At 54.7% G+C, this 26,402-nt stretch carries 27 protein-coding genes and 3 tRNA genes; 14 read left to right on the top strand and 16 right to left on the bottom strand.

Features of this window, described 5'->3' with window-relative positions:
• Positions 1–52: 52 nt before the first annotated feature.
• Positions 53–442 carry a tautomerase family protein gene (locus tag WFO64_RS16960; RefSeq protein ID WP_337013225.1) on the bottom strand — a complete coding sequence of 130 codons (390 nt, stop codon included), beginning with the start codon at positions 440–442 and terminating at the stop codon, positions 53–55.
• 102 nt (positions 443–544) lie between these two features.
• On the opposite strand from WFO64_RS16960, the gene WFO64_RS16955 reads away from it, so the two are divergent.
• Positions 545–1,462 (top strand): LysR family transcriptional regulator, encoded by a 918-nt coding sequence (locus WFO64_RS16955; RefSeq protein ID WP_337013224.1) that lies wholly within the window; start codon positions 545–547, stop codon positions 1,460–1,462.
• Here the strand turns inward: WFO64_RS16955 and WFO64_RS16950 are convergent.
• A complete protein-coding gene (locus tag WFO64_RS16950; RefSeq protein WP_337013223.1) occupies positions 1,439–2,452 on the bottom strand; it encodes a glycosyltransferase family 32 protein in 1,014 nt (337 codons plus the stop codon). The genes WFO64_RS16955 and WFO64_RS16950 overlap by 24 nt on opposite strands.
• Positions 2,453–2,955: 503 nt before the next feature.
• Between WFO64_RS16950 and WFO64_RS16945 the strand changes: the two genes are divergently transcribed.
• Positions 2,956–3,921, top strand: coding sequence for a WD40 repeat domain-containing protein (locus tag WFO64_RS16945; protein ID WP_337013222.1), 966 nt, complete (start codon positions 2,956–2,958; stop codon positions 3,919–3,921).
• Here the strand turns inward: WFO64_RS16945 and WFO64_RS16940 are convergent.
• Positions 3,903–4,457, bottom strand: coding sequence for a histidine phosphatase family protein (locus WFO64_RS16940; RefSeq protein WP_337013221.1), 555 nt, complete (start codon positions 4,455–4,457; stop codon positions 3,903–3,905). The genes WFO64_RS16945 and WFO64_RS16940 overlap by 19 nt on opposite strands.
• Positions 4,458–5,037: 580 nt before the next feature.
• Between WFO64_RS16940 and WFO64_RS16935 the strand changes: the two genes are divergently transcribed.
• From WFO64_RS16935 to WFO64_RS16925, 3 genes are all read left to right on the top strand, one after another.
• Positions 5,038–6,426 carry an MFS transporter gene (locus WFO64_RS16935; protein WP_337013220.1) on the top strand — a complete coding sequence of 463 codons (1,389 nt, stop codon included), beginning with the start codon at positions 5,038–5,040 and terminating at the stop codon, positions 6,424–6,426.
• An 85-nt stretch (positions 6,427–6,511) separates the two neighbouring features.
• The gene (locus WFO64_RS16930; RefSeq protein WP_337013219.1) at positions 6,512–7,534 is read left to right on the top strand and encodes a LacI family DNA-binding transcriptional regulator; all 1,023 of its coding nucleotides are present in this window, start codon (positions 6,512–6,514) and stop codon (positions 7,532–7,534) included.
• An 11-nt stretch (positions 7,535–7,545) separates the two neighbouring features.
• The gene (locus WFO64_RS16925; RefSeq protein WP_337013218.1) at positions 7,546–8,532 is read left to right on the top strand and encodes a nucleoside hydrolase; all 987 of its coding nucleotides are present in this window, start codon (positions 7,546–7,548) and stop codon (positions 8,530–8,532) included.
• Positions 8,533–8,681: 149 nt separating this feature from the next.
• On the opposite strand, the gene WFO64_RS16920 is transcribed toward WFO64_RS16925, so the two are convergent.
• From WFO64_RS16920 to WFO64_RS16910, 3 genes are all read right to left on the bottom strand, one after another.
• Positions 8,682–9,146, bottom strand: a complete 465-nt coding sequence (locus WFO64_RS16920; protein WP_337013217.1) for a YbaK/EbsC family protein — start codon at positions 9,144–9,146, stop codon at positions 8,682–8,684.
• 94 nt (positions 9,147–9,240) lie between these two features.
• Complete coding sequence (gene fhuF / locus WFO64_RS16915) at positions 9,241–10,035, bottom strand: siderophore-iron reductase FhuF (protein ID WP_337013216.1); 795 nt, start codon at positions 10,033–10,035, stop codon at positions 9,241–9,243.
• A 197-nt stretch (positions 10,036–10,232) separates the two neighbouring features.
• Positions 10,233–11,330: a diguanylate cyclase gene (locus WFO64_RS16910; protein ID WP_337013215.1), complete on the bottom strand. Its 1,098-nt coding sequence runs from the start codon at positions 11,328–11,330 to the stop codon at positions 10,233–10,235.
• Positions 11,331–11,554: 224 nt separating this feature from the next.
• On the opposite strand from WFO64_RS16910, the gene WFO64_RS16905 reads away from it, so the two are divergent.
• Positions 11,555–11,839, top strand: coding sequence for a DUF1435 domain-containing protein (locus tag WFO64_RS16905; protein ID WP_337013214.1), 285 nt, complete (start codon positions 11,555–11,557; stop codon positions 11,837–11,839).
• Between the two features lie 128 nt (positions 11,840–11,967).
• Here WFO64_RS16905 and WFO64_RS16900 read toward each other — a convergent pair.
• The 4 genes from WFO64_RS16900 to rsmC form a co-directional block, all read right to left on the bottom strand.
• Positions 11,968–12,054 (bottom strand) — tRNA-Leu (locus WFO64_RS16900).
• Between the two features lie 28 nt (positions 12,055–12,082).
• Positions 12,083–12,169 (bottom strand) — tRNA-Leu (locus tag WFO64_RS16895).
• 30 nt (positions 12,170–12,199) lie between these two features.
• Positions 12,200–12,286 (bottom strand) — tRNA-Leu (locus tag WFO64_RS16890).
• Between the two features lie 151 nt (positions 12,287–12,437).
• Positions 12,438–13,469, bottom strand: coding sequence for a 16S rRNA (guanine(1207)-N(2))-methyltransferase RsmC (gene rsmC / locus WFO64_RS16885; RefSeq protein WP_337013213.1), 1,032 nt, complete (start codon positions 13,467–13,469; stop codon positions 12,438–12,440).
• Between the two features lie 106 nt (positions 13,470–13,575).
• Between rsmC and WFO64_RS16880 the strand changes: the two genes are divergently transcribed.
• The 3 genes from WFO64_RS16880 to yjjG are packed head-to-tail and all read left to right on the top strand — an operon-like array spanning position 13,576 to position 15,097.
• Complete coding sequence (locus tag WFO64_RS16880; RefSeq protein WP_337013212.1) at positions 13,576–13,986, top strand: DNA polymerase III subunit psi; 411 nt, start codon at positions 13,576–13,578, stop codon at positions 13,984–13,986.
• Complete coding sequence (rimI, locus tag WFO64_RS16875) at positions 13,958–14,398, top strand: ribosomal protein S18-alanine N-acetyltransferase (protein WP_337013211.1); 441 nt, start codon at positions 13,958–13,960, stop codon at positions 14,396–14,398. Before WFO64_RS16880 ends, rimI begins: the two co-directional genes overlap by 29 nt.
• Positions 14,399–14,416: 18 nt before the next feature.
• Positions 14,417–15,097 (top strand): pyrimidine 5'-nucleotidase, encoded by a 681-nt coding sequence (gene yjjG, locus WFO64_RS16870; protein ID WP_337013210.1) that lies wholly within the window; start codon positions 14,417–14,419, stop codon positions 15,095–15,097.
• Between the two features lie 90 nt (positions 15,098–15,187).
• On the opposite strand, the gene WFO64_RS16865 is transcribed toward yjjG, so the two are convergent.
• On the bottom strand, positions 15,188–15,838 hold the full coding sequence (locus WFO64_RS16865) for a YtjB family periplasmic protein (protein WP_337013209.1): 651 nt from the start codon (positions 15,836–15,838) through the stop codon (positions 15,188–15,190).
• A 107-nt stretch (positions 15,839–15,945) separates the two neighbouring features.
• Here WFO64_RS16865 and serB point away from each other — a divergent pair, with 107 nt between their 5' ends.
• The 3 genes from serB (at position 15,946) to nadR (ending at position 19,639) form a co-directional block, all read left to right on the top strand.
• Entirely contained in the window at positions 15,946–16,923 is a 978-nt protein-coding gene (gene serB / locus WFO64_RS16860; protein ID WP_337013208.1) for a phosphoserine phosphatase, read from the top strand.
• Between the two features lie 13 nt (positions 16,924–16,936).
• On the top strand, positions 16,937–18,319 hold the full coding sequence (radA, locus tag WFO64_RS16855) for a DNA repair protein RadA (protein ID WP_003854897.1): 1,383 nt from the start codon (positions 16,937–16,939) through the stop codon (positions 18,317–18,319).
• Between the two features lie 78 nt (positions 18,320–18,397).
• A complete protein-coding gene (gene nadR, locus WFO64_RS16850) occupies positions 18,398–19,639 on the top strand; it encodes a multifunctional transcriptional regulator/nicotinamide-nucleotide adenylyltransferase/ribosylnicotinamide kinase NadR (protein WP_337013207.1) in 1,242 nt (413 codons plus the stop codon).
• 45 nt (positions 19,640–19,684) lie between these two features.
• On the opposite strand, the gene WFO64_RS16845 is transcribed toward nadR, so the two are convergent.
• Positions 19,685–20,686 (bottom strand): zinc-binding alcohol dehydrogenase family protein, encoded by a 1,002-nt coding sequence (locus WFO64_RS16845; RefSeq protein ID WP_337013206.1) that lies wholly within the window; start codon positions 20,684–20,686, stop codon positions 19,685–19,687.
• A 206-nt stretch (positions 20,687–20,892) separates the two neighbouring features.
• Between WFO64_RS16845 and WFO64_RS16840 the strand changes: the two genes are divergently transcribed.
• Positions 20,893–21,789: a LysR family transcriptional regulator gene (locus WFO64_RS16840; protein WP_337013205.1), complete on the top strand. Its 897-nt coding sequence runs from the start codon at positions 20,893–20,895 to the stop codon at positions 21,787–21,789.
• Between the two features lie 111 nt (positions 21,790–21,900).
• On the top strand, positions 21,901–22,281 hold the full coding sequence (locus WFO64_RS16835; protein WP_337013204.1) for a type II restriction endonuclease: 381 nt from the start codon (positions 21,901–21,903) through the stop codon (positions 22,279–22,281).
• A gap of 51 nt (positions 22,282–22,332) precedes the next feature.
• On the opposite strand, the gene ettA is transcribed toward WFO64_RS16835, so the two are convergent.
• From ettA to urtE, 4 genes are all read right to left on the bottom strand, one after another.
• Entirely contained in the window at positions 22,333–24,000 is a 1,668-nt protein-coding gene (gene ettA / locus WFO64_RS16830) for an energy-dependent translational throttle protein EttA (protein ID WP_337013203.1), read from the bottom strand.
• Positions 24,001–24,175: 175 nt separating this feature from the next.
• Positions 24,176–24,940: a DNA-binding transcriptional repressor DeoR gene (gene deoR / locus WFO64_RS16825; RefSeq protein WP_337013202.1), complete on the bottom strand. Its 765-nt coding sequence runs from the start codon at positions 24,938–24,940 to the stop codon at positions 24,176–24,178.
• A gap of 572 nt (positions 24,941–25,512) precedes the next feature.
• The gene (locus WFO64_RS16820; RefSeq protein WP_337013201.1) at positions 25,513–25,728 is read right to left on the bottom strand and encodes a hypothetical protein; all 216 of its coding nucleotides are present in this window, start codon (positions 25,726–25,728) and stop codon (positions 25,513–25,515) included.
• Positions 25,703–26,401, bottom strand: a complete 699-nt coding sequence (urtE, locus tag WFO64_RS16815; protein ID WP_337013200.1) for an urea ABC transporter ATP-binding subunit UrtE — start codon at positions 26,399–26,401, stop codon at positions 25,703–25,705. The genes WFO64_RS16820 and urtE overlap by 26 nt, the downstream gene beginning before the upstream one ends.
• Position 26,402: the final 1 nt, after the last annotated feature.

The raw sequence follows: 26,402 nt of genomic DNA, 5'->3' as shown, positions 1-26,402 counted from the left end.
GCATGACGGTCGCTGGCGTGCACCGCCAGCAGAGCCGAAGTCAGGGAGATTTTCAGAGTTTGCCGGTGAGGTATTGCGCTTCGCCGTCGGCAAAACTCCAGTCACCTTTGTCGTTGGTGATAAAGCTGATCATCAAATCGTTGCCCTGCACACCACAATGCTCACGCAGTTCACGCGCCAGCTCCGCCATAAACAGCTGTTTCTGTTCATTGCTGCGGGGGCTGGTATAGACCCGTACCATCACCAGATTATCGCTGCGGCTGAATCCCAGGCCGGTATCCTGAAACACCATCTGATAGCGTTTGTTTTCCTGAACAATCTGGTAGCGATCGCGCTCAGGAACGTTAAAGGCCGTGAGCACGGCACGGTGTGCCGCATCCAGCAGTGTACGCAGCTCTGAGTCTGAACGACCCTGAATAACATCAAATTGTAGCAGTGGCATAGCGGATTCCTCATAGTGATTAATATCCCTATGGTGACCGCTTTAACCTGCGGGAAAAAGCGCGTAGGCTGAAATAATTATTCATTATAGTGAACAATCACGATGAAAGAGATGAAAACGGATATGCTGTGGGATCACCTGCACTGGCTGACCGTACTCGCCGAGCAGGGCAGTTTTACCCGCGCAGCAGAGCGGCTCGACGTGAGCAAGGCTGCGATGAGCCAGAAAATTAAAGAGCTGGAGCAAATGGCGGGTGTGTTGCTGGTACAACGCACCACGCGTAGCGTGCGACTGACGTCGGCGGGTGAGAAGCTGGTGGAGGAGCTACGCGAGCCTTTTGCCCGCATCGAACAGAGTTTTTTTAGCGTGCGTGATACCGCCGGGCCGGTACGTGGTTTGGTGCGTATCACGGCGCCAGTAGCGTTTGCCCGTCAGCAACTGGTGCCGATTATTGGTGAATTTCTGCGTGATTATCCGCAGGTACGCCTGCAGCTGGATGTGACTGACCGTATTGTTTCGCTGAGCAGCGAGGGATTTGATCTGGCGATTCGACACAGCGATACGCTGCCGGAAACCCATGTTGCACTGCCGCTGTGTGACACCCGGACATTACTGGTGGCATCCCCCGCCTATCTGAACGAGCAGGGGATGCCGAATACGCCGCAGGATCTGGTGCAGCATAACTGCCTTTACTATCCACGTGGCGTTGAATCCCCACGTTGGCGGTTTGTGACCACAGCGGATAGCGAACAGGTGCAGGTAAGAATTCAGGGCAGCTTTGCCACCAATAACAGCGAGTCGATACGCGATGCAGCCCTGCAGGGATTGGGGATCGCTATGCTGCCCGATTTCAGCGCCCGTGAGGCGCTGGTAGCGGGTTCATTGCAGCAGGTGTTGCCTGAGTGGCAGCCGGTTGAGGCCTTTGCCGCCCGTCTGTGGATTGTGCGGCCCTGGGCGGCGCAGGTGCCACGAGCGGTCACCACATTTACGCACTGGCTACGCGCGCGCTTTGACCACTGATGGCAATGCCAGCGCAGGCAGCGAGGTGTGCATCATCTCGCCAATCAGGCTGCTGCGGTTATATAAACCCAGCCGCAGATTGAAGTCGAGATGCAGTCGCTCGTTGCCGGTTAATTTGATAATCGGTGGCGGCGTCTGTGGACGTTGCTGAAACATCACTGACTGCGCAAATGCGCTGCTGCTGGCGGCATGCAGGCGCTGATAGTACCAGGCACTGGCTTCACCTTTACGCAGATAGAGATTGGCCCGCCGGTATTCGCGCATCGCGACCTGCTGCGCCAGCGACAGCAGCTGACGTGACGGATTATCTATATTCTGCGCAATCAGCGGAAAATCATTACGCATCTTCAGCTCATGGAAATAATTGTGGATACCGACGTTTTTAACCGGTGCCAGCTGTTTCAGCCATTCGCGAATAAAGGGATTTTGCGGAGGCGCGGCCAGAAACCAGCTCTCGGTAACCGGCGCAAGCAGGTTAAGCGTCGATTGCTCACGGTAGTAACCGATGAGATCCATTGACCGCGCTTCGTGAACGCGATGCACCCAGGCGAGATTCTCAAACAGCAATGTACTGCAATCGATGCCGATGCCACCATAACGGTGAATCAGCTCGAGCCGGATGATTTCACTCTTATATGCCAGCGTCAGATCGGAAGAGATAAAGTTGAGATCGGGCAACCACTGCGACAGGGTGCGTTGCGTGATCAGATAAACCTGGTGGTCGGGATTGTCCCGCCGGATTTTACTGATATTCAGCGCCATTGAAATAGGCAGTTGATCGTTATACCAGACCATCCAGACGATTTTTGGAATCGCCGGCAGATTTTTCTGCTGCGCGACTAATACGACATTATCTTCCCGACCCGGATCATATTCCGGTGCCTGACAGATACTTTGCTGTTTTTTATTCCATAACATCTGGCTACTGAACAATATTCTTTTCCAGTTACGCCAGATTTTATGCGCTGGACGTTGGCGATGTGAAGTCATGGTACACCTGTTATTGTTATTTTCCCGTCATATTGCAGCCTCTGCCCGTTCCGCCAGAGCAAGAACGTGTGGCATTGCATACTGGCTACAATCCTGATGAGTGAGAGAATTAATGACGAGTTTTCTCTGGTGGCGGCGCAGTGCTGGAGCGCGCGATAGTCTCCTCACGGCTGTTTAATTACACTGCACCTTTTTAATAAAACATTATTTACACATTAGCTATGTCTTTTTTTGATTTTAGGAGAATACGGAAATAATCCGGTCACGGTGCGGAAATAAGAATATCGACACTGTTAATCATTTATTTAAATGCGGCGGAACCCATAATTAAGGAATATCTGAAAAGCATTCTGAACCTTCGTAATGCCGTGCGGCCCGGACCACCTGATGAATGAATATTGTGCTTAATATGTTGCGTAAGCCCTGCTCATCAATCCGCGGAATCAGACAGCCTGAAGAGGATTGTCTACGCTTAAGAAGAACTGACTGAGAAAGGAGCGCGCATGCAGAGTGAAGCCTATGGTTTACTGGCGGTTGATAAGCAGGGTAATCGCATCCTGTTTCTTAATCCGGGAACCTTTGCGGTCGAGCGGGAACTGAATGCTTTTCCGCCGCGGCCGCATGAACTCCTGATGCTGGCCCCCTGGGGTAAAGCCTATGTGCCTATCTACGGCGACGGCATTCATGGCAATAACCCGCATCCGGGTCACAAAGTGGCAATCATCGATTTACAGCGCCGGGTGATTAGTGGCTTTATCGATCTGTCGCCGCTGCGGGCCCCACATAGCGGACAGCTGGGACGCGATGGCAAAGTCTATCTTTGCTGTGAGCAGAGTGCCGCAGTGGCCGTGATTGATCCGCAGACCGACAAAGTGGAAAAAATCATTCCGATACCTTCTCATAACGCGCATCGCCTGACGCTTTCACCCAGCGGCCGCAAGCTGTTCACCGATAACGAAGAGGATGCGACCATTACAGTGGTGGATCTTTGTGAAGTGAAGGGGCGGGTGATCGATACTATTCTGCTGCCTGGCCCGATTGCGGGCATCGCCGCGTCACCGAAACACCCTTATCTGGTCGCCAGTGCGGCTGACGCGCCGTTGCTCTATGTGATTGATCGGCAAAGCCATCGTATTCGCCAGCGCCTGACGCTGCCGGGTCATCAGCAGCCCTGTCAGGTGGTACGCTTCAGCGCCGATGGCGAGCAGCTGGTGGCGATAGGGGATCAGGAACCGCTGGTGACGCTGTTTGACGATCTGCTGAATCCGCTGGGCGACATCAGCGTAGGCAATATGCCGATGGATGGCTGTTTCACGCCAGACAGGCAACAGCTGCTGATTGCCAATCAGGATGATGGAACCCTTAGCGTGATCGATCTGGTACAGCGTAAAGTCATTGCCACGCCGCGTGTCGGTACGGGCTGTGAGGTGCTGGGGTATTTTCCGATCGGTCAGATAAACGGACGATGATAGATGGCCGAACTCCAGTGGCGACTGCTGGCGTGCTTCTCCGCCTGCCAGCCGCGTTTACGTAATTCGCGCGCAATCATCTTATTCATGATGCCGTGGCCCAGCAGCAGCACCGTGCCATGCCGTGAGTGATCTATCAGCTTCTCTGCCGCCGCCGAGGCACGGCTGCGTGCATGTTGCAGCGACTCCGCTTCGCCCGCATAACCGCAGAACCACAACAGCCGCAGCAAGGCCAGCCAGCACAGCGTCGGTAACTGCACTGCGCCGGTTCGCAGCAGCGGCACAGCGACTTCGCTGAACAGCGCATCAATCTCATGCGGCTGCAATCCGAGCTGGCTCAGGGAGGATTGCGCGCGGGGCAGGGGACTACAGACAATAACTGCAGCCTGACGTGCAATCTCGATACTGCGCGGCGGCGGTCCGTCACTGACCCAGGACTGGTCGTAGGCTGCGCACCAGTCTGCCAGTGCCTGCACGCTCTGGCGACCCGCCGCCGGGTGGTCGGGTTTACCGTGTCGCATCAGAATAATTGTCATAGCACCTCTGTCCGGCTTTTTTTTCAGGGTAACGCATTGTCTGCGCTTACAGCGACTTTTCAGAATAAATACGAAGTGTCATCTTTTGGTCACAGGCCTGTGCGACAACAGAGCGCGATGAAAGAATCTTAACCCGTCTTATAACGCTTAATGATTAGAGAAAATGGTAACTTACAGGTAATAGTGATTTTGTTGTGCGATGTGGTGCAGTTAACTGGCTGTATTTGCGTTTAAAATGCGTGGTGATGGGATGTGATAGTGAAGTTTCACTAACAATTTTCATCAGAATCTATTGATTTATCTACGCGCGTAGATACACTGGGTTCCAGTGATTGCTCACGGTGCCCGATGCACAGTAGACTCCATTGATTGTTAAGTTATATTCGCTCAGTTTAAGCGACCGGTGAAAAATACATCGGCGAGATGGGGCGAAGAATACGATTCCAACACCAGGGAATCCTTTAACCTTTCAGCATGGTTAGCCAACTGAACGTCGTCACCGGGGGAATTCCGCTTTCATCAGGGAATCGACCCATGGACGGGCGTTTATCGATCTGCATACTCATTCAGGGATAGGGTTATGACGGCACAAAACTCCGTTAAGCAGCAGGCATCACTGTCATCCACTTCAGCCGCCGATGAGCGGTTTAACACCCCTTCAGGCCGCAAAGATTTCTGGCGCGCCACTTTTTCATGCTGGCTCGGAACGGCAATGGAGTACGCGGATTTCGCGCTCTATGGCCTGGCTGCCGGTATCATCTTTGGCGACGTCTTCTTTCCGGAATCAACCCCAGCCATGGCGTTGCTCTCCAGCTTTGCGACCTGGTCAGTCGGCTTTATTGCCCGGCCTATCGGCGCACTTTTTTTCGGCTGGCTTGGCGACCGCAAAGGACGAAAGGTGGTGATGATCAGCACCATCATTCTGATGGGGGCTTCCACTACCTTTATCGGTTTAATCCCGAGCTATGCCGCCATTGGCCTCTGGGCGCCCGCCTGTCTGGTATTGCTGCGTTTTACGCAAGGTTTCGGCGCTGGCGCGGAGTTATCTGGTGGCACGGTGATGCTGGGTGAGTATGCGCCGACAGAGCGCCGCGGACTGGTCTCTTCCGTCATCGCGCTGGGTTCCAACAGCGGCACGTTGCTGGCCTCGTTGGTCTGGCTGCTAGTGGTGCAGATGGATCAGCAGAGCCTGCTGGAGTGGGGCTGGCGGATTCCCTTCCTTAGCAGTGCGCTGATTGCACTGGTTGCGCTGTGGATTCGACGTCATCTGCGTGAAACGCCTGTGTTTGAGCGCAAGAAAGCGGAGATGGAAGCGGAACGTGCAGGCGCGCTGGCGGCCCCGGTGGTGGATCAGCGGCCTTTCTTCCAGCGTACCCGCGCCTTCTGGACCATGGTTGGTCTGCGGATCGGCGAAAATGGCCCTTCCTATCTGGCACAGGGCTTCATCGTAGGTTACGTCGCTAAGGTGCTGATGGTGGATAAATCCGTACCAACCACCGCCGTGTTCCTCGCCTCGCTGCTAGGTTTCCTGATCATTCCTTTAGCGGGCTGGCTCTCTGACCGTTTTGGCCGCCGGGTGGTTTATCGCATGTTCTGTCTGTTACTGATGTTCTATGCCTGGCCCGCCTTTACGCTGCTGGACACGCGTGAACCGATGCTGGTGATCCCGGTTATCGTGGTCGGCATGGCGCTGGCGTCGCTGGGTATTTTTGGTGTGCAGGCGGCATGGGGCGTGGAGATCTTTGGCGTCCATCATCGCTACACAAAAATGGCGGTGGCTAAAGAGCTGGGCTCTATTTTGTCCGGCGGCACTGCACCACTCATTGCCGCTGCTATGCTCTCTTATACCGGTCACTGGTGGCCAATTGCGGTCTATTTCTCAGCGATGGCCGCGATTGGATTCTTTACGACCTTTGTCGCGCCCGAAACGCGAGGGCGGAATCTCAATCTGCCTGAGGATGCCATCTAGATTTGCCTGAGGATTCATCTGCCAGGATAGAGCGAAAAGCAGCAGGCCGTGTAAAACGGCCTGTTTTTTTATGGAGGAAGGTGATGTGCCTAAGTCGTTAACGGGAAAAGTGACCCGCAGTGAAGTTGCGAAAGCGGCAGGCACCTCAGTGGCAGTCGTCAGTTATGTTATTAATAACGGTCCTCGTCCGGTTGCGGAAGCGACCCGTCAGCGGGTGCTGGAGGCGATAAAAGCGACCGGTTATCGGCCAAATGCCGCTGCCCGTGCATTGGCATCCGGTAACACCAAAACGTTTGGACTGGTGGTGCCCAACATTGGTAACCCTTTTGTAGCGTCAATGGCGCACGTTTTGTTGCAGGAGTCGATGAATCACGGTCATGTCATGTTGCTGGGCGATGCAGGCGATGACCGCAAGCGTGAACTGGAGTTAATTCAGGGGCTGCTTAACCGGCAGGTAGATGGCCTGTTTTACAACAGCGTCGATCGCCATCCTTATATTGATCTGATCAAAAGCAGCGGTACGCCGCTGGTGATGCTGGAGCGGGTTGAGCCACAACCGGGCGTTAACATGCTGCGGGTCAATGAGCGTCAGGCTGCCTGGCAGGTGACGGCGCATCTGTTGAGTCACGGTTATCAACAGGTCGGCATAATCAGCGGCCCGGTCGATATGCTTAACGCGCAGGATCGTATTCAGGGCTGGCGTGATGCGATGCAGGATCGCGGTCTGCCAATTGATGAATCGCTTATGTTTCCCGCCAGTTACACCCCACAGGGCGGATATGCTGCGGCACAAACCATGATCGCCCAAGGGTGTGTGCCGCGTGCGCTGTTTACCAGCAACGAAGGTCAGGCAATTGGTGCGCTCCGCGCCTTTTCTGAACATCAGATCCGCGTACCGCAGGATGTGGCGCTGGTCTGCTTTAACGGTACCAATCACTCGTCGTTTCATGTTCCTACATTAACGACCGTGCGCCAGCCACTGCGTGAAATGGCCCGTGCTGCGATTCATATGCTGAAAGAGGGTCAGGGCGAAGCGCAATTAAAGGAGTTTCCACACTATCTTGAAATCGGTGAATCCTGCGGCTGTCAGCCGCAAAGCCAGAGTTAATTTATAAGAATATGAAAAGAATCATTATTGACTGCGATCCCGGCAACGGTATCGCGGGTGCCAACACCGATGATGGGCTGGCGATTGCGCTGGCCTTAGCTTCTCCGGCACTGTCGCTGGAATTGATTACTACCGTGGCGGGTAACACGCCATGTGAAACAGGCGCGCGCGTCGCCAAAGATTTGATTGACCGGCTGGGATTATCTATTCCGGTGGTACAGGGTGCAACTCAGGCGCTACAGGAAGATCCTGTGCCGTGGCGCGAGACACTGGATAATCGGGTCAATCAACTCGCGCTGACTAATCTGTGGCAGGATGTGCGTCAGCCAGCGGATTTAAAGGCGGATGCGTTCGATGCGCCTGACGCTATCGGCAAGCTGATTTGCGACAATCCGGGTGAGATTACCCTGGTGGCAATTGGCCCGCTGACTAACGTGGCGCTGGCGATGCAGCGCTATCCCGCCATGGCAGAATCTGTGGCGGAAATTGTGATCATGGGTGGCGTTTTTACGCTGGATGATTATATCAAAGACACCAATTTTGGTCTGGATCCGGAGGCAGCGCATCAGGTGTTGCACAGCGGTGCTGCAATGACGCTGGTGCCGATGGATGTCACCACGCAGACGCTGCTGACCCAGCAGGATTTGGCCCGCCTTACCGCGGTAGATCATCCGCTGACCGACTTTGTGCGCGACACGCTGCGTCCGTGGATCGACTATTCGATGGAGGCCCGTCAACTGGCGGGATGCTGGATCCACGATGTGCTGGTCGTCGCCTGGTTGCTGAATCAGCGCGTTGCATCAGGCATCGATTACCGGGTCGATATTGAGCTGCGTCCTGGTGCGACGCGTGGCAAAAGCTGGCGTTATCGTCAGCCGCTTCGCCTCACTGTCGGTGTGCCTGATGATTGCGGCGCTTCCGTGCATGTGCTGCATCGTGTCGATAACACGCTGCTGTTGTCGATCATTGAACAGGCATTTAAACGCCTGAAATCCTGATGCAATGGGCGATGCCTCGCTCGCTGGCTGCGCTGTTTAGGTTCCAGGAAAAGAGCTATGGTCGTCAAAAACTGACGATATCCGTCAGTTTGTCAGCAGCATCAACGCGCGGGCAGAAGTTTCAGGGCCAGGTGAGCAGATAATAAGTCTTAAATCGTCTGACACACGTCGATCCAGCGGGCGTTAGTCAGTTCAGCCATCCGTTGTGGCGTAATGCGGACGGCGCTGTGGATCGCGCCAGCAGCGGGTAAGACTTCGTCGAAACTGCGCAGTGAGATATCACAGTAAACGGTCAGCGGATTCTCCAGACCGAAAGGACAGACGCCGCCCACTGGATGGCCAGTCCAGTTAATCACCTCGTCAACACTTAGCATTCGCGCTTTCGCCCCCAGCGCCGCTTTCAGTTTGCGATTATCCAGCCGGGCATCGCCTCGTGTAACAATCAGCACCACGTCGTTTTTCACTTTCAATGACAGGGTTTTGGCAATTTCTCCCGGCGTCACGCCATGGGCGCGAGCAGCCATCCCGACCGTTGCAGTGCTTTCGGCCAATTCAATAATTTCAATTTCAGGGGCGTGTTCGGCGAAGAACTGGCGCACGGACTCCAGACTCATCTTTCTCTCCAGGCTGATCGAAGGCGTAAAAATTGCCACAAGCCTTAGTGCCTGTAAACGAGATAAAGGGAGAATTCGTGGTAATTAACTCTGTTTAGCTGCTGCCTAGGGTGCAGTTGCCACATTGTTCGACATCGGGAATGCGATAACGCTGGCAACAGCTGCGACGGACCAGTTCGCCGTTACGCGGGATCATGGTGCGATAGAGTGGGTTCTCGCTGCCATCCAGCAGCCGCTGGTTGAAGAACAGCACCTGCTCCAGTTGCAGCACCAGCGTGTCATCGATCTGGCTTTTCAGCTCACCCAGGAACCACTGGAAAGAGTAGCCCATGTTGTTCCAGATGAGTCGGGCGTTGATATCACCATGCTGCGTAATACCATTGACCACCGGGATCAGATGCTGCTGAATCAGCCGATCAATACGCTGCAGGGGATTAAGATAGCGCGCCTCCTCATCCTCCTGCACATCAATCCAGAAAGTGGCCGGATGACCATGCTGATGAAACCCGACACGAATATGCTCTGGCGAACAGTCCAGCGCGCGCGACTCCTGCAACAACGCCATTATTAGCGGTGGCAGCAGCAGGCCAAAATACCATTGCGCCCAGAGTGAAAGCACAGGTTTCGCTTCGCGAACCGCATCAGGATGCTCGCGATAAAGATAATCGCTGTAGCGCTGGATAAGCGGGGCAAAGGCTTCTGATTGTGACCAGGCGGCGAGGGTTAGCGTGTCGTGCGGAGCAGGCTGGCTAAGCTTTGTCGATTCAAGCAGATAGCTGCGCTGTTGTTGCAGTCGATCGTGCAGGCTTTCCGCCAGCGGACGGTCATTCTGCCGAAAGATCATCGACTGAGCGTTAAAACGCTGTTCCTGAGCTGAAACGGTTGCCATGACGACTCGCGAAAAGTGTAGATAAGAAAGCAAATGATAATCGTTATTGATTCACTCTACAAGTCGCACACAATTCGTGGCTGCGGGCGGGTAAACCGTGAGGAAGGAGGTCAGTTATCAGAACGGATGAGCATAGCCGGGCAGAGCAGAACATATCGTGCCAAAGCCTCTGTCATTGCTAACCGCGTTACGCTTTATTATGCATGTTCGCTGGGGGTCTGATGGTGTTTTCGGGGTAAATCTTCCCAGGCGAGAATGGTATTCCGGCCCTGATTTTTAGCCACATATAATGCGCTGTCAGCATTGGCTACCGCCAGATCAAATTCATTATCGTAAATAGGCGCGATGCCAGCGCTGATGGTCACGTGGGTTGAAACGGTCTCATTGAAAAGATGGGGGATTTCTAAATCCACCACATACTGACGGATTCGTTCTGCCAGTTTCATGGCGATAGAACTGTTTACGTTGGTCATCAGTACCAGGAACTCTTCGCCGCCATAGCGGGTGACAACATCGCGTGAACGCACCGCATCACGAATAGCAACAGAAACCCGCGCCAGCGCCTGGTCGCCCATCGCATGTCCATAGTTATCGTTGTAGGCTTTGAAGTGATCAATATCCAGCAACAACACATAGTGGCTGCCAGCATGGTTTTCCAGAATATTATCGAGTCGGTTCTTCAGGCCACGACGATTATAAAGCCCGGTCAGCGGATCGAGCATACTGAGGTCGCTGAATATCTCTTTCTCTTCATAGAGCTGATGCATCAGACGCAGGGTAAAGTTGTCGGCACGGCGGCGCATCAGATGCTGTAGTGAAAAACCGATCAGCGGCAGAGTGATGGTCAGCAGGATTAGTGGCAGGTGCTGCGCATTATCGAGCAGCAATACAGTGAGCACCGGCGGCGCGACATGCAAACAAAAAGCTCCCAGATAATCGCTCAGGGCAATGGCACTGATAAATAACACACTGATCAAACTGATAATAAGAAAGCCGCCATCAAAATAAAATACCTGATGAAAACGATAATTAATATGCCAGGCCCAGAGCATTCCCAGTAGCAGCGCCACAGGATTTAACAGGGGAAGTTTTACTTTAGGCCATATTAAATGGGTAATTAACATTATGCCGCTAAAGGCCGCGACAAAAATTACCGGCAGGGTTGTATCACTTTTCTCATTGCTCATTATTGGCAGCAGATAAAATAGCGAAACGGCGATATTCAGAAACAGAAAAAGCATCACGGAAAGTCGGTATTTACTCTGTTTCAGTTCTTCATATGATTGTAATTTCATTATAAATACTCGTGACGACCCTGAAATACCAAAGCGTAAGCCGGCAAAAACAGGTTCTGCCAGACAGTGAGAAATTATTGCTGTTATTAAAGGTGTTATCGGCCGCAATCTAGCATTTTCCAACTGGTCTGTCATCTTCGTTGCCGGGCCGGACAAAAACAGGCTGCAGAGTGAGCAAAATTGTCATATGATAATGGGAATGCTTATCATTTGAGGTTTGCGTCATGGGGATAGCGATTATCGCGGCCTGCGGCCTGTGGGGAGTCAGTTGGGCATTGGGTAAAAAACTGGATAGTGCGTGGGGGGTATTGCTGCCGTGCATTGCGTTGCCGCTGCTTGCCTTATGGGAACCGAGCTTCAGCCAGTGGCGAATGGTCATGACAGTTGCGTTATTGCTGACTGTCGTCATGCTGTTTAACCAGCGTCTGCGTCATTATCTGCTGCTGCCATCCTGTCTGGCGTTAGCGGGTGGACTGGCGGCAATCTCTGTGAATTTTCATCTGAATTAAACCAGGCAGAGAGTTTAAATCGACGTAAAGGATGAATAGACTGGAAAAAAGTAAAGCGAACAGGGGATAAAACGAATCTTCAGTGGGCGCATAAGAGACCGGCGGGAAAAGCCTGAGGGTGACAACGTTGGTGCGAAGAGAGGGACTTGAACCCTCACGTCCGTTAAGACACTAACACCTGAAGCTAGCGCGTCTACCAATTCCGCCACCTTCGCATCGAGTTGTCTGTTCATATCACCGCAATGGTGCGAAGAGAGGGACTTGAACCCTCACGTCCGTTAAGACACTAACACCTGAAGCTAGCGCGTCTACCAATTCCGCCACCTTCGCGCAGTGCTCGCGATATGAAACATGTGATTTTGGTGCGAAGAGAGGGACTTGAACCCTCACGTCCGTTAGGACACTAACACCTGAAGCTAGCGCGTCTACCAATTCCGCCACCTTCGCATACCCGTAACACCTTGAGAATGTTACAACCACGGAGGCGCATTCTAGAGACTTTACTCCTTGCGTCAACAACTATTTTGTCGGGCTGAAACGATCGCTGTAAAAAGCAACATTTTCAGCCCGGCAACGCGGTTAACGGTGGGAAAAGCCCTTAGCGCGTTTTGGCACCGCGACCATAGACGGCACGGTAAACTTTAAAGCGACCGGTCTGTGCGATGACTTCGTGGCTACCGAAGGCTTCATCAAGCACCTGCGGATAAGGCAGGAAGGTGTTCGCAACGATACGCAACTCGCCGCCAGTATTCAGGTGCTTCACCGCACCCCGAATCAGCGCCTGTGCTGCGTCGAGGCTGGTCTGGGTGCCTTCATGAAATGGCGGGTTAGAGATAATCATGTCGAAACGGCCGGTCACGTCAGAGAAAACGTTGCTGGCGAAGACTTCGCCCTCGATGCCATTGGCGGCCAGCGTCGCTTTACTCGCTTCAATGGCGGCTGCGTGCACGTCGCACAGCCACAGACGCACTTTTGGCGAACGGGCAGGCAGCGATGCAGCAATCACGCCCGCGCCACAGCCCATATCCAGTACTTTGCCTTTGGTGTGGGGGGTAAAGGTTGACAGCAGCAGGGCGCTACCGCTATCCAGACCATCACGACTAAAGACACCGGGCAGGGTATGAATCGTCAAACCATCCAGCTGATACTGGTGACCAAAGGTGCTGGCATCAAACTCAGGCTGGCTGTCGAGGCGACCGTGGTAGAGACCACAGCGACGCGCGCTGTCGATCTTCTCAAGCCGCACCCATGCCTCCAGCATGCCTTCGGCGCTGCGCACGCCGCTGCGGTTTTCACCGACCACGAACACATCGCAGCCTACCGGCAGCAGCGACAGCAGGTTCTGCAGCTGGAACTGAACTTCCGGCTTATTCTTGGTCCAGAAGTAGACCAGCGTATCGCAGCCCTGCACGTCTTCTGCCTGCGCAACCATTCCGTAAAGTGCCTGTTCGCCCATGCGGCGGCTCAGGTTTTGCCAGTGATGATATTGCTGGGTGTGAACGCGCGACGAGGCAGTTTCCAGCTGAGCGGGCAGGTCATCCTGCAAATCGCCAGCAAATAAAACATGGCGGGCGGTAAATTCATCACTGTGGCGCAGAATGACTTCGCTGGCCGGTGTAAAAGCAGACATGTAGGGCTCCTGTAAGATCTGAGCAGGGATTATAGTGGTTTGTTGGCGCATGTTCGATGGGTTTGCTAGCATAGCCTCGCATTCAGGCAGCAGAACAGGTAACACCATGACGTCCAGGCGCGACTGGCTTTTACAGCAAATGGGAATTACGCAGTACCAACTGCGCCGCCCGCGCGTGCTTCAGGGCGAAATAGCCGTCACGCTGGCACCGGACACGCAATTAATTATTGTGGCTGACGTGCCGCCCGGTCTGCATGAGCCGCTAATGCGCGACGTGCTGCATGCCCTCAATCTGCAACCCGCTCAGGTGATGACCGTAACGCCGGATCAGCTGCAAATGCTGCCGGAAACGCTGAACTGTGCGGGCTGGTTGCTCGGGGTTGAGAGCGAACAGACTTTCAATGGCGTGGCATTAACCAGCGCCTCTTTCAATGAACTGATCAGCAGCGGCGTCGCCAAACGCGCGCTCTGGCAACAGATGTGTAACCATGACAGCCATCTCTTTACTCACTCATAACGATCTGGCGCAGGCCTACGCCATTGAGTGTCGTAGTCACGCGTTTCCCTGGCGTGAACAGACGTTTGCCAGCAATCAGGGTGAGCGTTTCCTCAATTTACGGCTCGACGCCGGGGGCAAAATGGCCGCCTTCGCCATTACCCAGGTTGTACTCGACGAAGCCTCGCTGTTCAACATCGCGGTCGATCCCGCCTTTCAGCGCCGGGGATTGGGTCGCCAGCTGTTGCAGCATCTGATCGATGAGCTGATCAAACGCAATGTACTGACACTGTGGCTGGAAGTGCGGGCCTCGAACCTGCCCGCCATTGCGCTTTATGAGCAGCTTGAATTCAATCAGGTCAGTCGTCGCCCCAACTATTATCCCACCGCCAGCGGCCGTGAAGATGCCATTCTCATGGCGCTGACGTTGTAGCGGTACTAAGGAGCCTTAATGTCAGATAACTGGGATTGCATCCTGTTTGATGCGGACGATACCCTTTTTCATTTCGATGCCTATGCCGGTTTGCAGCGCCTGTTCGCCGGTTATGATGTGCAGTTTACCGACCAGGATTACAGCGATTATCAGGCGATCAACAAGCCGCTGTGGGTCGATTATCAGAATGGCGTCATCTCAGCGTTACAGCTGCAGACCCAGCGTTTCAACCACTGGAGCGAAAAGCTCAGCGTTGCGCCGGAGATCCTCAACAGCGGCTTCCTCTCCGCAATGGGGGAGATCTGCACGCCGCTGCCGGGTGCAGTCAGTCTGATGAACCATCTGCATGGCCGGGTAAAGATGGGCATCATCACCAACGGTTTTACTGCGTTGCAGCAGACGCGTCTGGAGCGCACCGGTTTCCGCGATTACTTCTCGGCACTGGTGATCTCTGAGCAGGTCGGCGTGCCAAAACCGGCAGCAGAGATCTTTGATTACGCACTGAGACTGATGGGCAATCCGGATCGTCAGCGAGTGCTGATGGTGGGTGATACGCCAGCGTCAGACATTCTGGGCGGTATGAATGCCGGGGTGAAAACCTGCTGGCTTGATCATGGCACCTGGTCGCTGCCGGAACATATTAAGCCTACCTGGCAGGTTAAATCGCTGGGCGAGCTGGAAGCGCTGTTGATTGGTTGATGGAAGCCACCTCGCAAATCTGATTTTTTCCGATAAAAAGGCCCACAGTGCGGGCCTTTTTTGTTTTATCGTGACCGCGGAGCAGGATTGCTACTCTTTCTTCTCGTCGTCCTCATCACGATCCTCTTTTACCGGTGTGCTGGCGGTGAGCAGGAACGGCGACTGCTGCCAGCGGGTGCGGCGGTGGCGCAGCAGGGTGCGGGAGAGAATAATGCCAATCGCCAGTGCCAGCAGCATCATCAGACGCAAAATATTGGTGGTGTTATCGACCTGATGGGAGTCGGTGACCAGCACGTGGGTATCCAGAGTTACGCGCAAAAAGCCCAGCGGGCCATCGTTTCCGGCCAGCGGCTGCACAATCTGATGGTTGAAATAGCTGCCCGCGCGCTGCCCGTCGAGCGCCAGCCGATCGCGCACGTTGATGTTTTCACCGCTGTGCGCCACCAGGCTGCCATCGCCGTCATACACTGATGCATCCAGAATACGGCTGTTAGCCGTCATCTGATTAAGAATCGCTTCTATCTGATTACGGTTATTTTCACTGTTGTCCATCAACGGCTTAAGGCTGAACGCCACCTGACTGGTCAGCGTATGCGCCAGCTCCTCGACCTGCTCAGAACGTGCCGTCTGATGGCCGAGACTGAACCAGGATGCGCCTTGCATCAGCACGACCAGCAGCGCCATCGAGATGAGAACGATCACGGTACGATGTAAGCGAAATTTCAATGCGGTTTTAGCCATTAATCATCCGGGTCATATCACAACAGAAAGCCTGGAGATTATGTTGCCAGAAGCGGCGCAGACAAGGTAGCCTCTTGCGTGGTTTTGTTGTCCCTACAGGAGCTCTGATGCCAAATCGTTTAACCTGGTGCGATCTTCCCGCCGATGTCTCCCTCTGGCCGGGTTTGCCCCTCTCTCTTAGTGGTGTTGAAGTGATGCCGCTGGATTATCGCGCTGGCCGCACCGGCTGGCTGCTGTATGGCCGTGGGCTGGATAAGCAAAGGCTGACCGATTACCAGCACCAGCTGGGTGCTGCGATGGTGATCGTCAGTGCATGGAACGTCGATGAGTATCAGGTGATTCGCCTGGCGGGATCGCTGACGCCATTTGCCAGCAAGCTGGCGCACGACGCCGGCCTGGACGTCGCGCCGCTCGGCAAAATCCCGCATCTCAAAACGCCAGGCCTGCTGGTGATGGATATGGACTCCACCGCGATTCAGGTCGAATGCATCGACGAAATCGCCAGACTGGCGGGCTGCGGCGAGCAGGTGGCCGAAGTGACGGAACGCGCGATGCGCGGCGAACTCGACTTCACCGCCAGCCTGCGTCAGCGCGTAGCCACGCTGCAGGGCGCGGACGCCAATATTCTGAAACAGGTGCGCGATGACCTGCCGTTGATGCCAGGCTTGACCACCCTGACGCAGAAGCTGCAGGCGCTGGGCTGGCAGGTTGCCATCGCGTCCGGCGGCTTCACCTACTTCGCCGAATACCTGCGCAACAAGCTGCATCTGTCTGCAGTAGCGGCCAATGAACTCGAAATTCGCGACGGCAAGCTGACCGGTAACGTGCTGGGTCCGATTGTCGACGCACAATATAAAGCCGATACCCTGAAGAAGCTGGCGCAGCGTTTTGAAATCGCGGCAGAGCAGACGGTGGCGATCGGCGATGGTGCCAATGACCTGCTGATGATCAAAGCCTCAGCGCTGGGTATTGCGTTCCATGCTAAACCTAAGGTGAATGAGCAGACTGCGGTCACCATTCGCCATGCCGATTTAATGGGGGTGCTCTGCATCCTGACCGGTAGCCTGATCCACGAAGAGCGTTAACTGAGGTATTGATTTGGCCAAAGCGGCAAAACGCGCATTTGTCTGTAACGAATGTGGCGCAGATTACCCACGCTGGCAGGGGCAATGCAGCGCCTGTCACGCCTGGAACACTATCACCGAGGTGCGGATAGCCGCCTCGCCCGCGGCTGCCCGTAACGAGCGCCTGAGTGGCTATGCTGGCAGCGCCGGGACCAGCCGGGTGCAGAAGCTCTCTGAAATCAGCCTGGAGGCGCTACCGCGCTTCTCTACCAGCTTCAAAGAATTTGACCGGGTGCTGGGCGGCGGCGTTGTGCCTGGCAGCGCCATTCTGATCGGTGGCAGTCCCGGCGCAGGTAAATCCACGCTGCTGCTGCAGGTGATGTGCCGGTTGTCGGAAGGGATGAAAACCCTTTACGTCACGGGTGAAGAGTCGCTGCAGCAGGTGGCGATGCGCGCCCATCGTCTGGGATTACCGACTGAAAACGTGAATATGCTGTCGGAAACCAGCATTGAGCAGATCTGTCTGATCGCCGAACAGGAGCAGCCGCAACTGATGGTGATCGACTCGATCCAGGTGATGCACATGGCGGAGATCCAGTCCTCCCCGGGCAGCGTCGCCCAGGTGCGTGAAACCGCCGCTTACCTGACACGCTTCGCCAAGACGCGCGGGGTGGCGATCATCATGGTCGGTCACGTCACTAAAGATGGTTCGCTGGCCGGGCCGAAAGTGCTGGAGCACTGTATCGACTGTTCGGTACTGCTGGATGGCGATGCCGACTCCCGCTTCCGCACCCTGCGCAGTCATAAAAACCGTTTCGGTGCGGTCAATGAACTGGGTGTATTTGCCATGACCGAACAGGGCATGCGTGAAGTCAGCAATCCGTCAGCTATCTTTCTGTCGCGTGGCGAAGAGGTGACCTCAGGTAGTTCGGTGATGGTGCTGTGGGAGGGAACGCGTCCGCTGCTGGTGGAGATTCAGGCGCTGGTCGATCACTCGATGATGGGCAATCCACGCCGCGTGGCCGTGGGGCTGGAGCAGAATCGCCTGGCGATTCTGCTGGCCGTTCTGCACCGTCACGGCGGATTGCAGATGGCGGATCAGGATGTGTTCGTTAACGTGGTTGGCGGCGTTAAAGTCACTGAAACCAGTGCTGATTTGGCGCTGATGCTGTCGATGGTGTCGAGTCTGCGCGATCGTCCTTTGCCGCAGGATCTGGTGATCTTCGGCGAAGTGGGGCTGGCCGGTGAGATCCGTCCGGTGCCTAGCGGTCAGGAGCGTATCTCTGAAGCGGCGAAGCATGGCTTTAAACGCGCCATTGTACCGGCAGGGAATGCACCGAAAAAACCGATAGCCGGGATGCAGGTTTTCAGCGCGAAGAAGCTGGCCGATGCGCTGGCGATTCTGGACGATCTGTAACGCGCCTGCGGCCTGTCGGCGAAAAGCTGCTGACACAGGCTGCTCCCACCTTAACCGCATTGATGCAGGAGGCACGACATGTCGTCGTTTGATTATCTGAAAACGGCCATTCGGCAGCAGGGCCATACGCTGCAACAGGTCGCTGATGCCAGCGGCATGACCAAAGGCTATCTGAGCCAGTTGCTCAATGCCAAAATCAAAAGTCCCAGCGCGCAAAAGCTGGAAGCGCTGCATCGTTTTCTGGGGCTGGAGTTTCCACGCCGTGATAAAACGGTAGGCGTGGTGTTCGGTAAGTTCTATCCACTGCACACCGGCCATATCTATCTGATTCAGCGCGCTTGTAGCCAGGTGGATGAGCTGCATATCATCATGGGCTACGATGAGCCGCGAGACCGCGAGCTATTTGAGAACAGCGCGATGTCACAACAGCCCACGGTGAGCGATCGCCTGCGTTGGCTGCTGCAAACCTTTAAGTATCAGAAAAATATCCGCATTCACGCCTTTGATGAGGAGGGAATTGAACCCTATCCACACGGCTGGGATGTCTGGAGCGAAGGCGTTAGCGCTTTTCTCAGCGAGCATGGTATTGCACCGGATTGCATCTACACCAGCGAAGCGCCCGATGCGGAGATGTATCAGCAGCACCTTGGTATTCAGACCGTGCTGGTTGATCCCAATCGATCCTTTATGAGCATCAGCGGCGCGCAGATTCGTCAGGATCCATTCCGCTTCTGGGATTACATACCCACTGAAGTGAAGCCTTTCTTTGTGCGCACCGTGGCGATCCTCGGCGGAGAATCGAGCGGTAAATCGACGCTGGTCAATAAACTCGCCAACATCTTCAATACCACCAGTGCCTGGGAATATGGCCGCGACTATGTCTTTTCCCACCTGGGCGGTGACGAAATGGCATTGCAATATTCTGATTACGACAAAATCGCGCTAGGCCAGGCACAGTACATCGATTTCGCTGTTAAATACGCCAATAAAGTGGCGTTTATCGATACGGATTTTGTGACCACGCAGGCGTTTTGTCTGAAGTATGAAGGGCGCGAACATCCGTTTGTGCAGGCACTCATTGATGAATATCGCTTTGACCTGGTGATTCTGCTGGAGAACAACGTGCCCTGGGTCGCGGATGGATTGCGCAGTCTGGGCAGTTCGGTGGATCGCCGGGAGTTTCAGTCAATGCTGGTGACGATGTTGCGGGAAAACAACATCGAATTCCTGCATGTGCAGGAAGATGATTATGACACCCGATTCCTGCGCTGCATTGAGCTGGTGAAGGCGATGCTGGGCGAGAAAAACGCCCAGCCGTAATGCATATTGTGACCCGGTCTGCCGCACGGCAGCCGGGTCAGTGCATTAATAAACCATCACCACTTTGCCGCGCATGTGGCCTTCCAGCACCCGCTGATGGGCGGCGGTTAAAGTCTCAACGCTTAAGCCGTGCAGCGTCTCGCTCAGTGTGGTTTGCAGCTTCCCTTCATCCAGCAACGCCGATACGGCATCCAGTATCTCGCCCTGACGCGCCATATCCGGGGTAGTAAACATGCTGCGGGTGTACATCAGCTCGAAGTGCAGTGCAGCACTCTTCAGCTTCAGTTGATCCATTGACAGCGGATGTTCGTTTTCCACGATGGTGCAGATATGGCCCTGCGGCGCGATCAGCTTTGCCATGGTCTCCCAGTGCCCGTCGGTATCATTCAGGCAGAAGATAAAATCGACCTGTTTAATGCCCTGTTTCTCCAGCTCGCCAGCCATATCTTTGTAATTGATCACGAGATCGGCCCCGCGATCGCGGCACCACTGCGCTGAATCTTCACGCGAGGCAGTGGCAATGATCTGTACCTTGCTGCGTAGCTTCGCCAGCGGGATCGCCAGCGATCCGACACCGCCTGCGCCGCCGACGATCAACAGGGTCTGCGCTTCTGTTGCTGTCTCAAGGTTCAGTCGCTCAAACAATCCTTCCCAGGCGGTCAGGGCAGTCAGCGGGATCGCGGCTGACTGCGCCCAGTCCAGGCTTTTTGGCTTGTGACCGGTGATGCGTGAGTCAACCAGCTGCTCGGTGCTGTTGCTGCCAGGACGAGTCAGGTCACCTGCATAAAAAACGTCATCGCCAGGCTTGAAGTTGCTGACTTTGCTGCCCACTTCCAGCACCACGCCGCTGGCATCCCAGCCGAGAATGCGTGGCTGCTCTAACCCATTCTTCATCGCCCCTTTGTGCACCTTGGTATCGACCGGATTGACCGAGGCGGCTTTGACTTCAACACGCAGGTCATATTCACCTGGCGTTAGAGTTTCAGGGAAAATTTCAGTGAAGTTTTCAGGACTTGCCGGATTAACTGCGATAGCACGAATAGACATAACGTTTTCCTGTTTAGTCAGGCTATGAGCCTGGATCTTATGGTTGCCATTCTGACCCTGAAAAGTGCTCACCCTCGGCAGAGGAGGTGACACGCTCTTCGTGGCAGAGCGGCTGCAACGATTTGGAACAGGCTTTAAGTGTAGAACCTGGTTTTAGCGGTGATAAGATGGACAATATTTTATAGAGTGTTCGTCTGAGGTGAACAATGGCCTTTCGTCAGTGGCAGGATATGGCGCTTTTTGCTCTGTTAGCGGAATGCGGCAGCTTTACCGGTGCGGCTGAACGTGCAGGTCTGCCCAAATCGAGCGTCAGTCAGCGTATCAGTCAACTGGAGCAGCGGCTGGGAATTCGGTTGCTGAACCGCACCACACGCCAGCTCAACCTGACCTTTGCCGGCGAGCGCTTTCTGCTGCATTGTCAGGAGATGATGCAGGCCAGTGAACGCGCCGATCAGGCGATCGCCAACCTGCGTGAAAACCCCAGCGGGCGTCTGCGCATCACCAGTCCGGCTGGAATTGGTGCCACTCTGCTGGCGCGCTGTAACGCAGCGTTTTTACGTCTCTATCCCGATGTGACGCTGGATGTCTCGATCTCCGATGAGATGCGCGATCTGGTGCTGGAGGGCTTTGACGTGGCGCTGCGCACCGGTCAGCCGCAGGAGTCCTCGCTGATTGGCCGGCGGATAGGCAACTGCCCGCGACTGCTGGTGGCTTCACAGCACTATCTTAATCAGCATCCACCGCTGGTACATCCACAGCAGTTGTCGGCCCACCGCTGTATTGCGCATCGCGCCTGGAATGAGTGGGTATTGCAGCGCGATGACGAATTCTACCGCTGGCTACTGCCACCAGGGCATCTCACGGACAATTTACTCTATGCGCGCGAATCAGCGCTGGGGGATGCTGGCATTACGCTGCTGCCGCACTTTCTGACCGATGGTGCGATGGCGGATCCCCGGCTGGTGCCGGTGCTGCCGGAGTGGGAGATTGAGGGGAATGAGCTGTGGCTGGTCTATCCGGGCCGTAAACTGAATTCGCCTGCGCTGGCGCGGTTTATTGAGTTCGCGCTGCAGTCACCGGTGTTCAGGGAGTTTTATCGCTGACCTTTACATAAAGGAATTACATTAATCTATAAGTTTGCTACCTGTAGCAGAAAATTATATTGCAGTAATTATGATGGCTTTTCCTATTGTTCTTAGAGGAAGAGAATTTTCATGCGAGCTAGAAATTCAAAGACGGCATGTATTAAAACTTTATCAAAAAGTGAACTTTACGATCAGAGAGAGTTTAATGGCGTAACAGCCCTTAAAAATATTATGGGTAGTGAAAACAGGGTGATTGATGCTGTATTTATCCTCAGAGGTAGTGACGTCAGCTGTAATGCGTCTGTTACCTGGTATGATGCCCGAGAGTCACATGAAACGCGTTCCGAGTTTCGACTTTATTACGAAAGCAATCCGGTTACAGAACTTGCTGTTCCTGGGGATAATATTGTGATTGGTTTTGATAAAAATAATAAATTGACCTGTATTTTGTTTAAAACAAGTGATGACGAACATCAAGGTATTATTGAGCAATGGACACGGCTTTATTAAATAAAAAAAGGGAAGCATTTGCTTCCCTTTTTAACACGAATCAGCTTGCCATTACTTCGTCATACGCTTGTACTTGATGCGCTTCGGCTCCAGCGCGTCAGCGCCAAGGGTACGCTTCTTGTACTCTTCATATTCGGTAAAGTTACCTTCGAAGAATTCGATGTTGCCTTCATCCTGGTAATCCAGAATGTGCGTGGCGATTCGGTCCAGGAACCAGCGGTCATGCGAGATCACCATGGCACATCCCGGGAACTCCAGCAGGGCGTTTTCCAGCGCGCGCAGGGTTTCAATGTCCAGGTCGTTGGTCGGTTCATCGAGTAGCAGCATGTTGCCACCAACCTGCAGCAGTTTCGCGAGGTGCAGACGACCACGCTCACCACCAGAGAGTTCGCCAACACGTTTGCCCTGGTCGACGCCTTTAAAGTTAAAGCGGCCCACATAGGCACGGCTTGGCATCTCGGTATTACCGATACGCATGATGTCCTGACCACCGGAGACCTCTTCCCACACGGTTTTGGCGTTATCCATGCTGTCGCGGAACTGATCCACTGAGGCCAGCTTAACGGTATCGCCCAGCACGATACTGCCGGAATCAGGCTGTTCCTGACCGGACATCATGCGGAACAGCGTCGATTTACCCGCGCCGTTCGGACCGATAATGCCGACAATCGCGCCTTTTGGCACGGAGAACGAGAGATCGTCAATCAGCACCCGGTCGCCGTAGGACTTACGCAGATTGCTGACTTCCAGCACTTTGTCACCCAGACGAGCACCAGGTGGAATGAACAGTTCGTTGGTTTCGTTACGCTTCTGGTAGTCGGTGTTGTTCAGCTCTTCAAAGCGTGCCAGACGGGCTTTGCCCTTGGACTGACGGCCTTTCGCACCCTGACGAACCCACTCCAGCTCTTTCTCAATGGATTTACGACGAGCGGCTTCAGAAGAGGCTTCCTGCGCCAGACGCGCATCTTTCTGCTCCAGCCAGGAAGAGTAGTTACCTTCCCACGGGATACCTTCACCGCGGTCAAGTTCCAGAATCCAGCCTGCAACGTTATCCAGGAAGTAACGGTCATGCGTAATTGCGACCACGGTACCTTCGAAGTCATGCAGGAAGCGCTCCAGCCAGGCGACAGATTCGGCGTCAAGGTGGTTGGTCGGTTCATCCAGCAGCAGCATGTCTGGTTTTTCCAGCAGCAGGCGGCAGAGGGCGACACGGCGACGTTCACCACCGGAAAGGGTCGCGATTTTCGCGTCCCAGTCTGGCAGGCGCAGCGCATCGGCAGCACGTTCCAGTTGGGTATTCAGATTGTGACCATCGTGCGCCTGGATGATTTCTTCCAGACGGCCCTGCTCAGCGGCCAGTTTGTCGAAGTCTGCACCCTCTTCGGCATAGAGCGCATAGACTTCGTCGAGGCGTTTCAGTGCGCCAACCACTTCTGAGAGCGCTTCTTCAACTGACTCACGCACGGTGTGTTCAAGGTTAAGCTGCGGCTCCTGCGGCAGGTAGCCAATTTTGATGCCTGGCTGCGGACGCGCTTCCCCTTCGATATCTTTATCGATGCCAGCCATGATGCGCAGCAGGGTAGATTTACCCGCGCCGTTCAGACCGAGTACGCCGATTTTTGCGCCAGGGAAGAAACTAAGGGAGATGTTTTTCAGGATATGTCGCTTCGGCGGAACCACTTTGCCGACGCGATGCATGCTATAGACGAATTGAGCCACGTTGGTTTGAGCCTCTGGGTCTGATGGTCGTTGGAATGATGTCGAAGTTTAGCCTTTTTCACCGTTTAATCCCAGCCGGGGAGCGGCGAATATTACCGTGCCGGAGTCAATGCCGGACCCTTCAGGGGTTAACTGTCTGGCTGGCAGCGTCAGGAGAGGATGCCAGAGGCAGGCGTCAGGGCAGGCGCAACGGTATCGCCTGCTGTGCCAGCCAGTTTTGCAACGCCTGATCGGGCGCGCTGTCACTGACCAGCAGATCAAAGCGCTGCAGCCCGGCAATGCGGGCAGGCAGCACTTTGCCATATTTACTGCTGTCAGCCACCAGCACCGACTGGCGGGCGCGCAGCAGGGCATGATGTTTCATCATCAACTCATTGGTGTTGTAGCAGGTCGCCCCCTGATCTTTGTCGATGCCCGCTGCCGAGATAAAGGCCAGCGTCGGACAGAGATCGTCAAGAATGGTGTGCACACCAATCGGCGTAAACAGGGCATTGTCGGCATGAAATTCACCGCCGCTGAGGATGACGTTACAGGCCGGTTTCTCTTTCAGAGTCAGAAAGGTATTCATGGCGCAGCAGATGGCGGTAAACGACAGGGTGACGGGAATGGCATCAATGATGTAGGGCAGGGTGGTGCCGCAGTCAAAAAAAACCGTATCGTTCTCGCTGATCAGGCTGGCGGCCGCCTGAGCCAGCCGCTGCTTTCTGGTGGCATTCTGTCCAAGCTGATCGCTGACAAAATAGTGGCTGGAATGGCTTTTCGGATCGCTGACGATATAGCCGCCCAGCAGGACCACGCTGGAACCCGGTTCGGTTAAATCGCGGCGAACCGTCATCTCTGAAACACCCAGCAACTGTGCCGCATCTTTCAGATGCAGTTTGTCGGTGCGTTTAAGCGCCTGTGTCAGCTTGTGAATGCGTTCGTCGCGTCGGGTTTCCATGGTCATCTCTCTGTTACTTATCCTTTAGTGCGGAGAAGGGACGTCCTAATCGACGTCATATCGCGACAAACCTCACAGATTTGAATGAGTTGCGTTTCATACGTCAGGCTGGTCAATATTACCCGCAATCTTTAAGAGCCGCAAACCTCCGCCGCGCTGTGATATCTGCCCATTACAGCAGACGGTCACGTCTCTCAGCCGGCGCGATCCATGATGTTATCTTGTTATAAAAGTCACGCTGTAAATCCCTTTTCATGCCACTACTCACTGATTCCTGATGCCGCAGGATTCTTTGTCTCATACTTAACCTTTTAAAATGGTTATTGTTACTTTCATTACATTTGAAGTTTAAAAAATATCCGGCAGAAACCATCGTAATAATGGGGGTAATCGGCTCAAACATGACCGATCTGATGACCTGGACCCACACCCGCCTGGCGCGGCTATACGGATCCGCTGGCATTACAGCATCTCGATCAGCCGAAGCTCTGTGACCCGGAAATCGTCTTTTTCGCGGATGATCTTCCGCAGTAGGGCGATGAGATGCAGTTTGAGTGGCATGCGCCACAGGGCTATGCGCTGATGACCGGCTTCTCGACCGCGCCGTGTCCGCAGGCCACCCGCATAACCACGACCATCAGGTGGCAACCTCTATTCTGCCCGCCACCTGACGGCCAGAGGGCTTTCTTGCCGCGCAGCAGGCCAGCACGCTGATTACGCAGAGCGACTTTTTTGTCGAGACCGGCTTGCTCTGAGCGGGGGTTAAATGGCCACCAGTCCGCGTACACCTTCTGCTTCCATGGTGTCGCCGCGGCCACGCTGCACGATTTCCCCACGCGACATCACCAGATAGCTGTCCGCCAGCGCCGCCGCAAAGTCATAAAACTGCTCCACCAGCAGGATCGCCATGTCTCCCCGCTGCGCCAGCTGGCGGATCACCGCGCCGATCTCTTTGATCACCGAGGGCTGGATCCCTTCTGTCGGTTCATCAAGGATCAACAGCTGGGGCCGACAGGCCAGCGCCCGGCCGATCGCCAGTTGCTGCTGCTGACCGCCAGAGAGATCGCCGCCCCGACGCGACTTCATCGCCAGCAGCACCGGAAAGAGCTGGTAGATCTCCTCCGGCACGTCACGTGCCTGCGCAGCCGGAAAGCGTGACAGGCCCATCAGCAAATTCTCTTCCACCGTCAGACGCGGAAAGATTTCCCGTCCCTGTGGCACATAGGCGATGCCGGACTGCACCCGCTGGTGGGGCTTGCGGCCATTTATCCGCTGCTGCTGCCAGTGAATCTCACCTGACTTCGTCGGGATCAGCCCCATCAGGCACTTCAGCAGCGTGGTTTTCCCCACGCCATTGCGCCCCAGCAGACAGGTGATTTCGCCAATCTTTACCTCAAACGACAGGCCACGCAGAATGTGGCTGCCGCCATAATATTGATTCAGTTTAGTAACCTGTAACATG

Source organism: Pantoea sp. AS142, assembly GCF_037152305.1.
GTDB lineage: Bacteria > Pseudomonadota > Gammaproteobacteria > Enterobacterales > Enterobacteriaceae > Pantoea.
The sequence above is the reverse complement of the archived record's forward strand: the minus strand, read 5'-3'. Positions and strand labels throughout refer to the sequence as shown.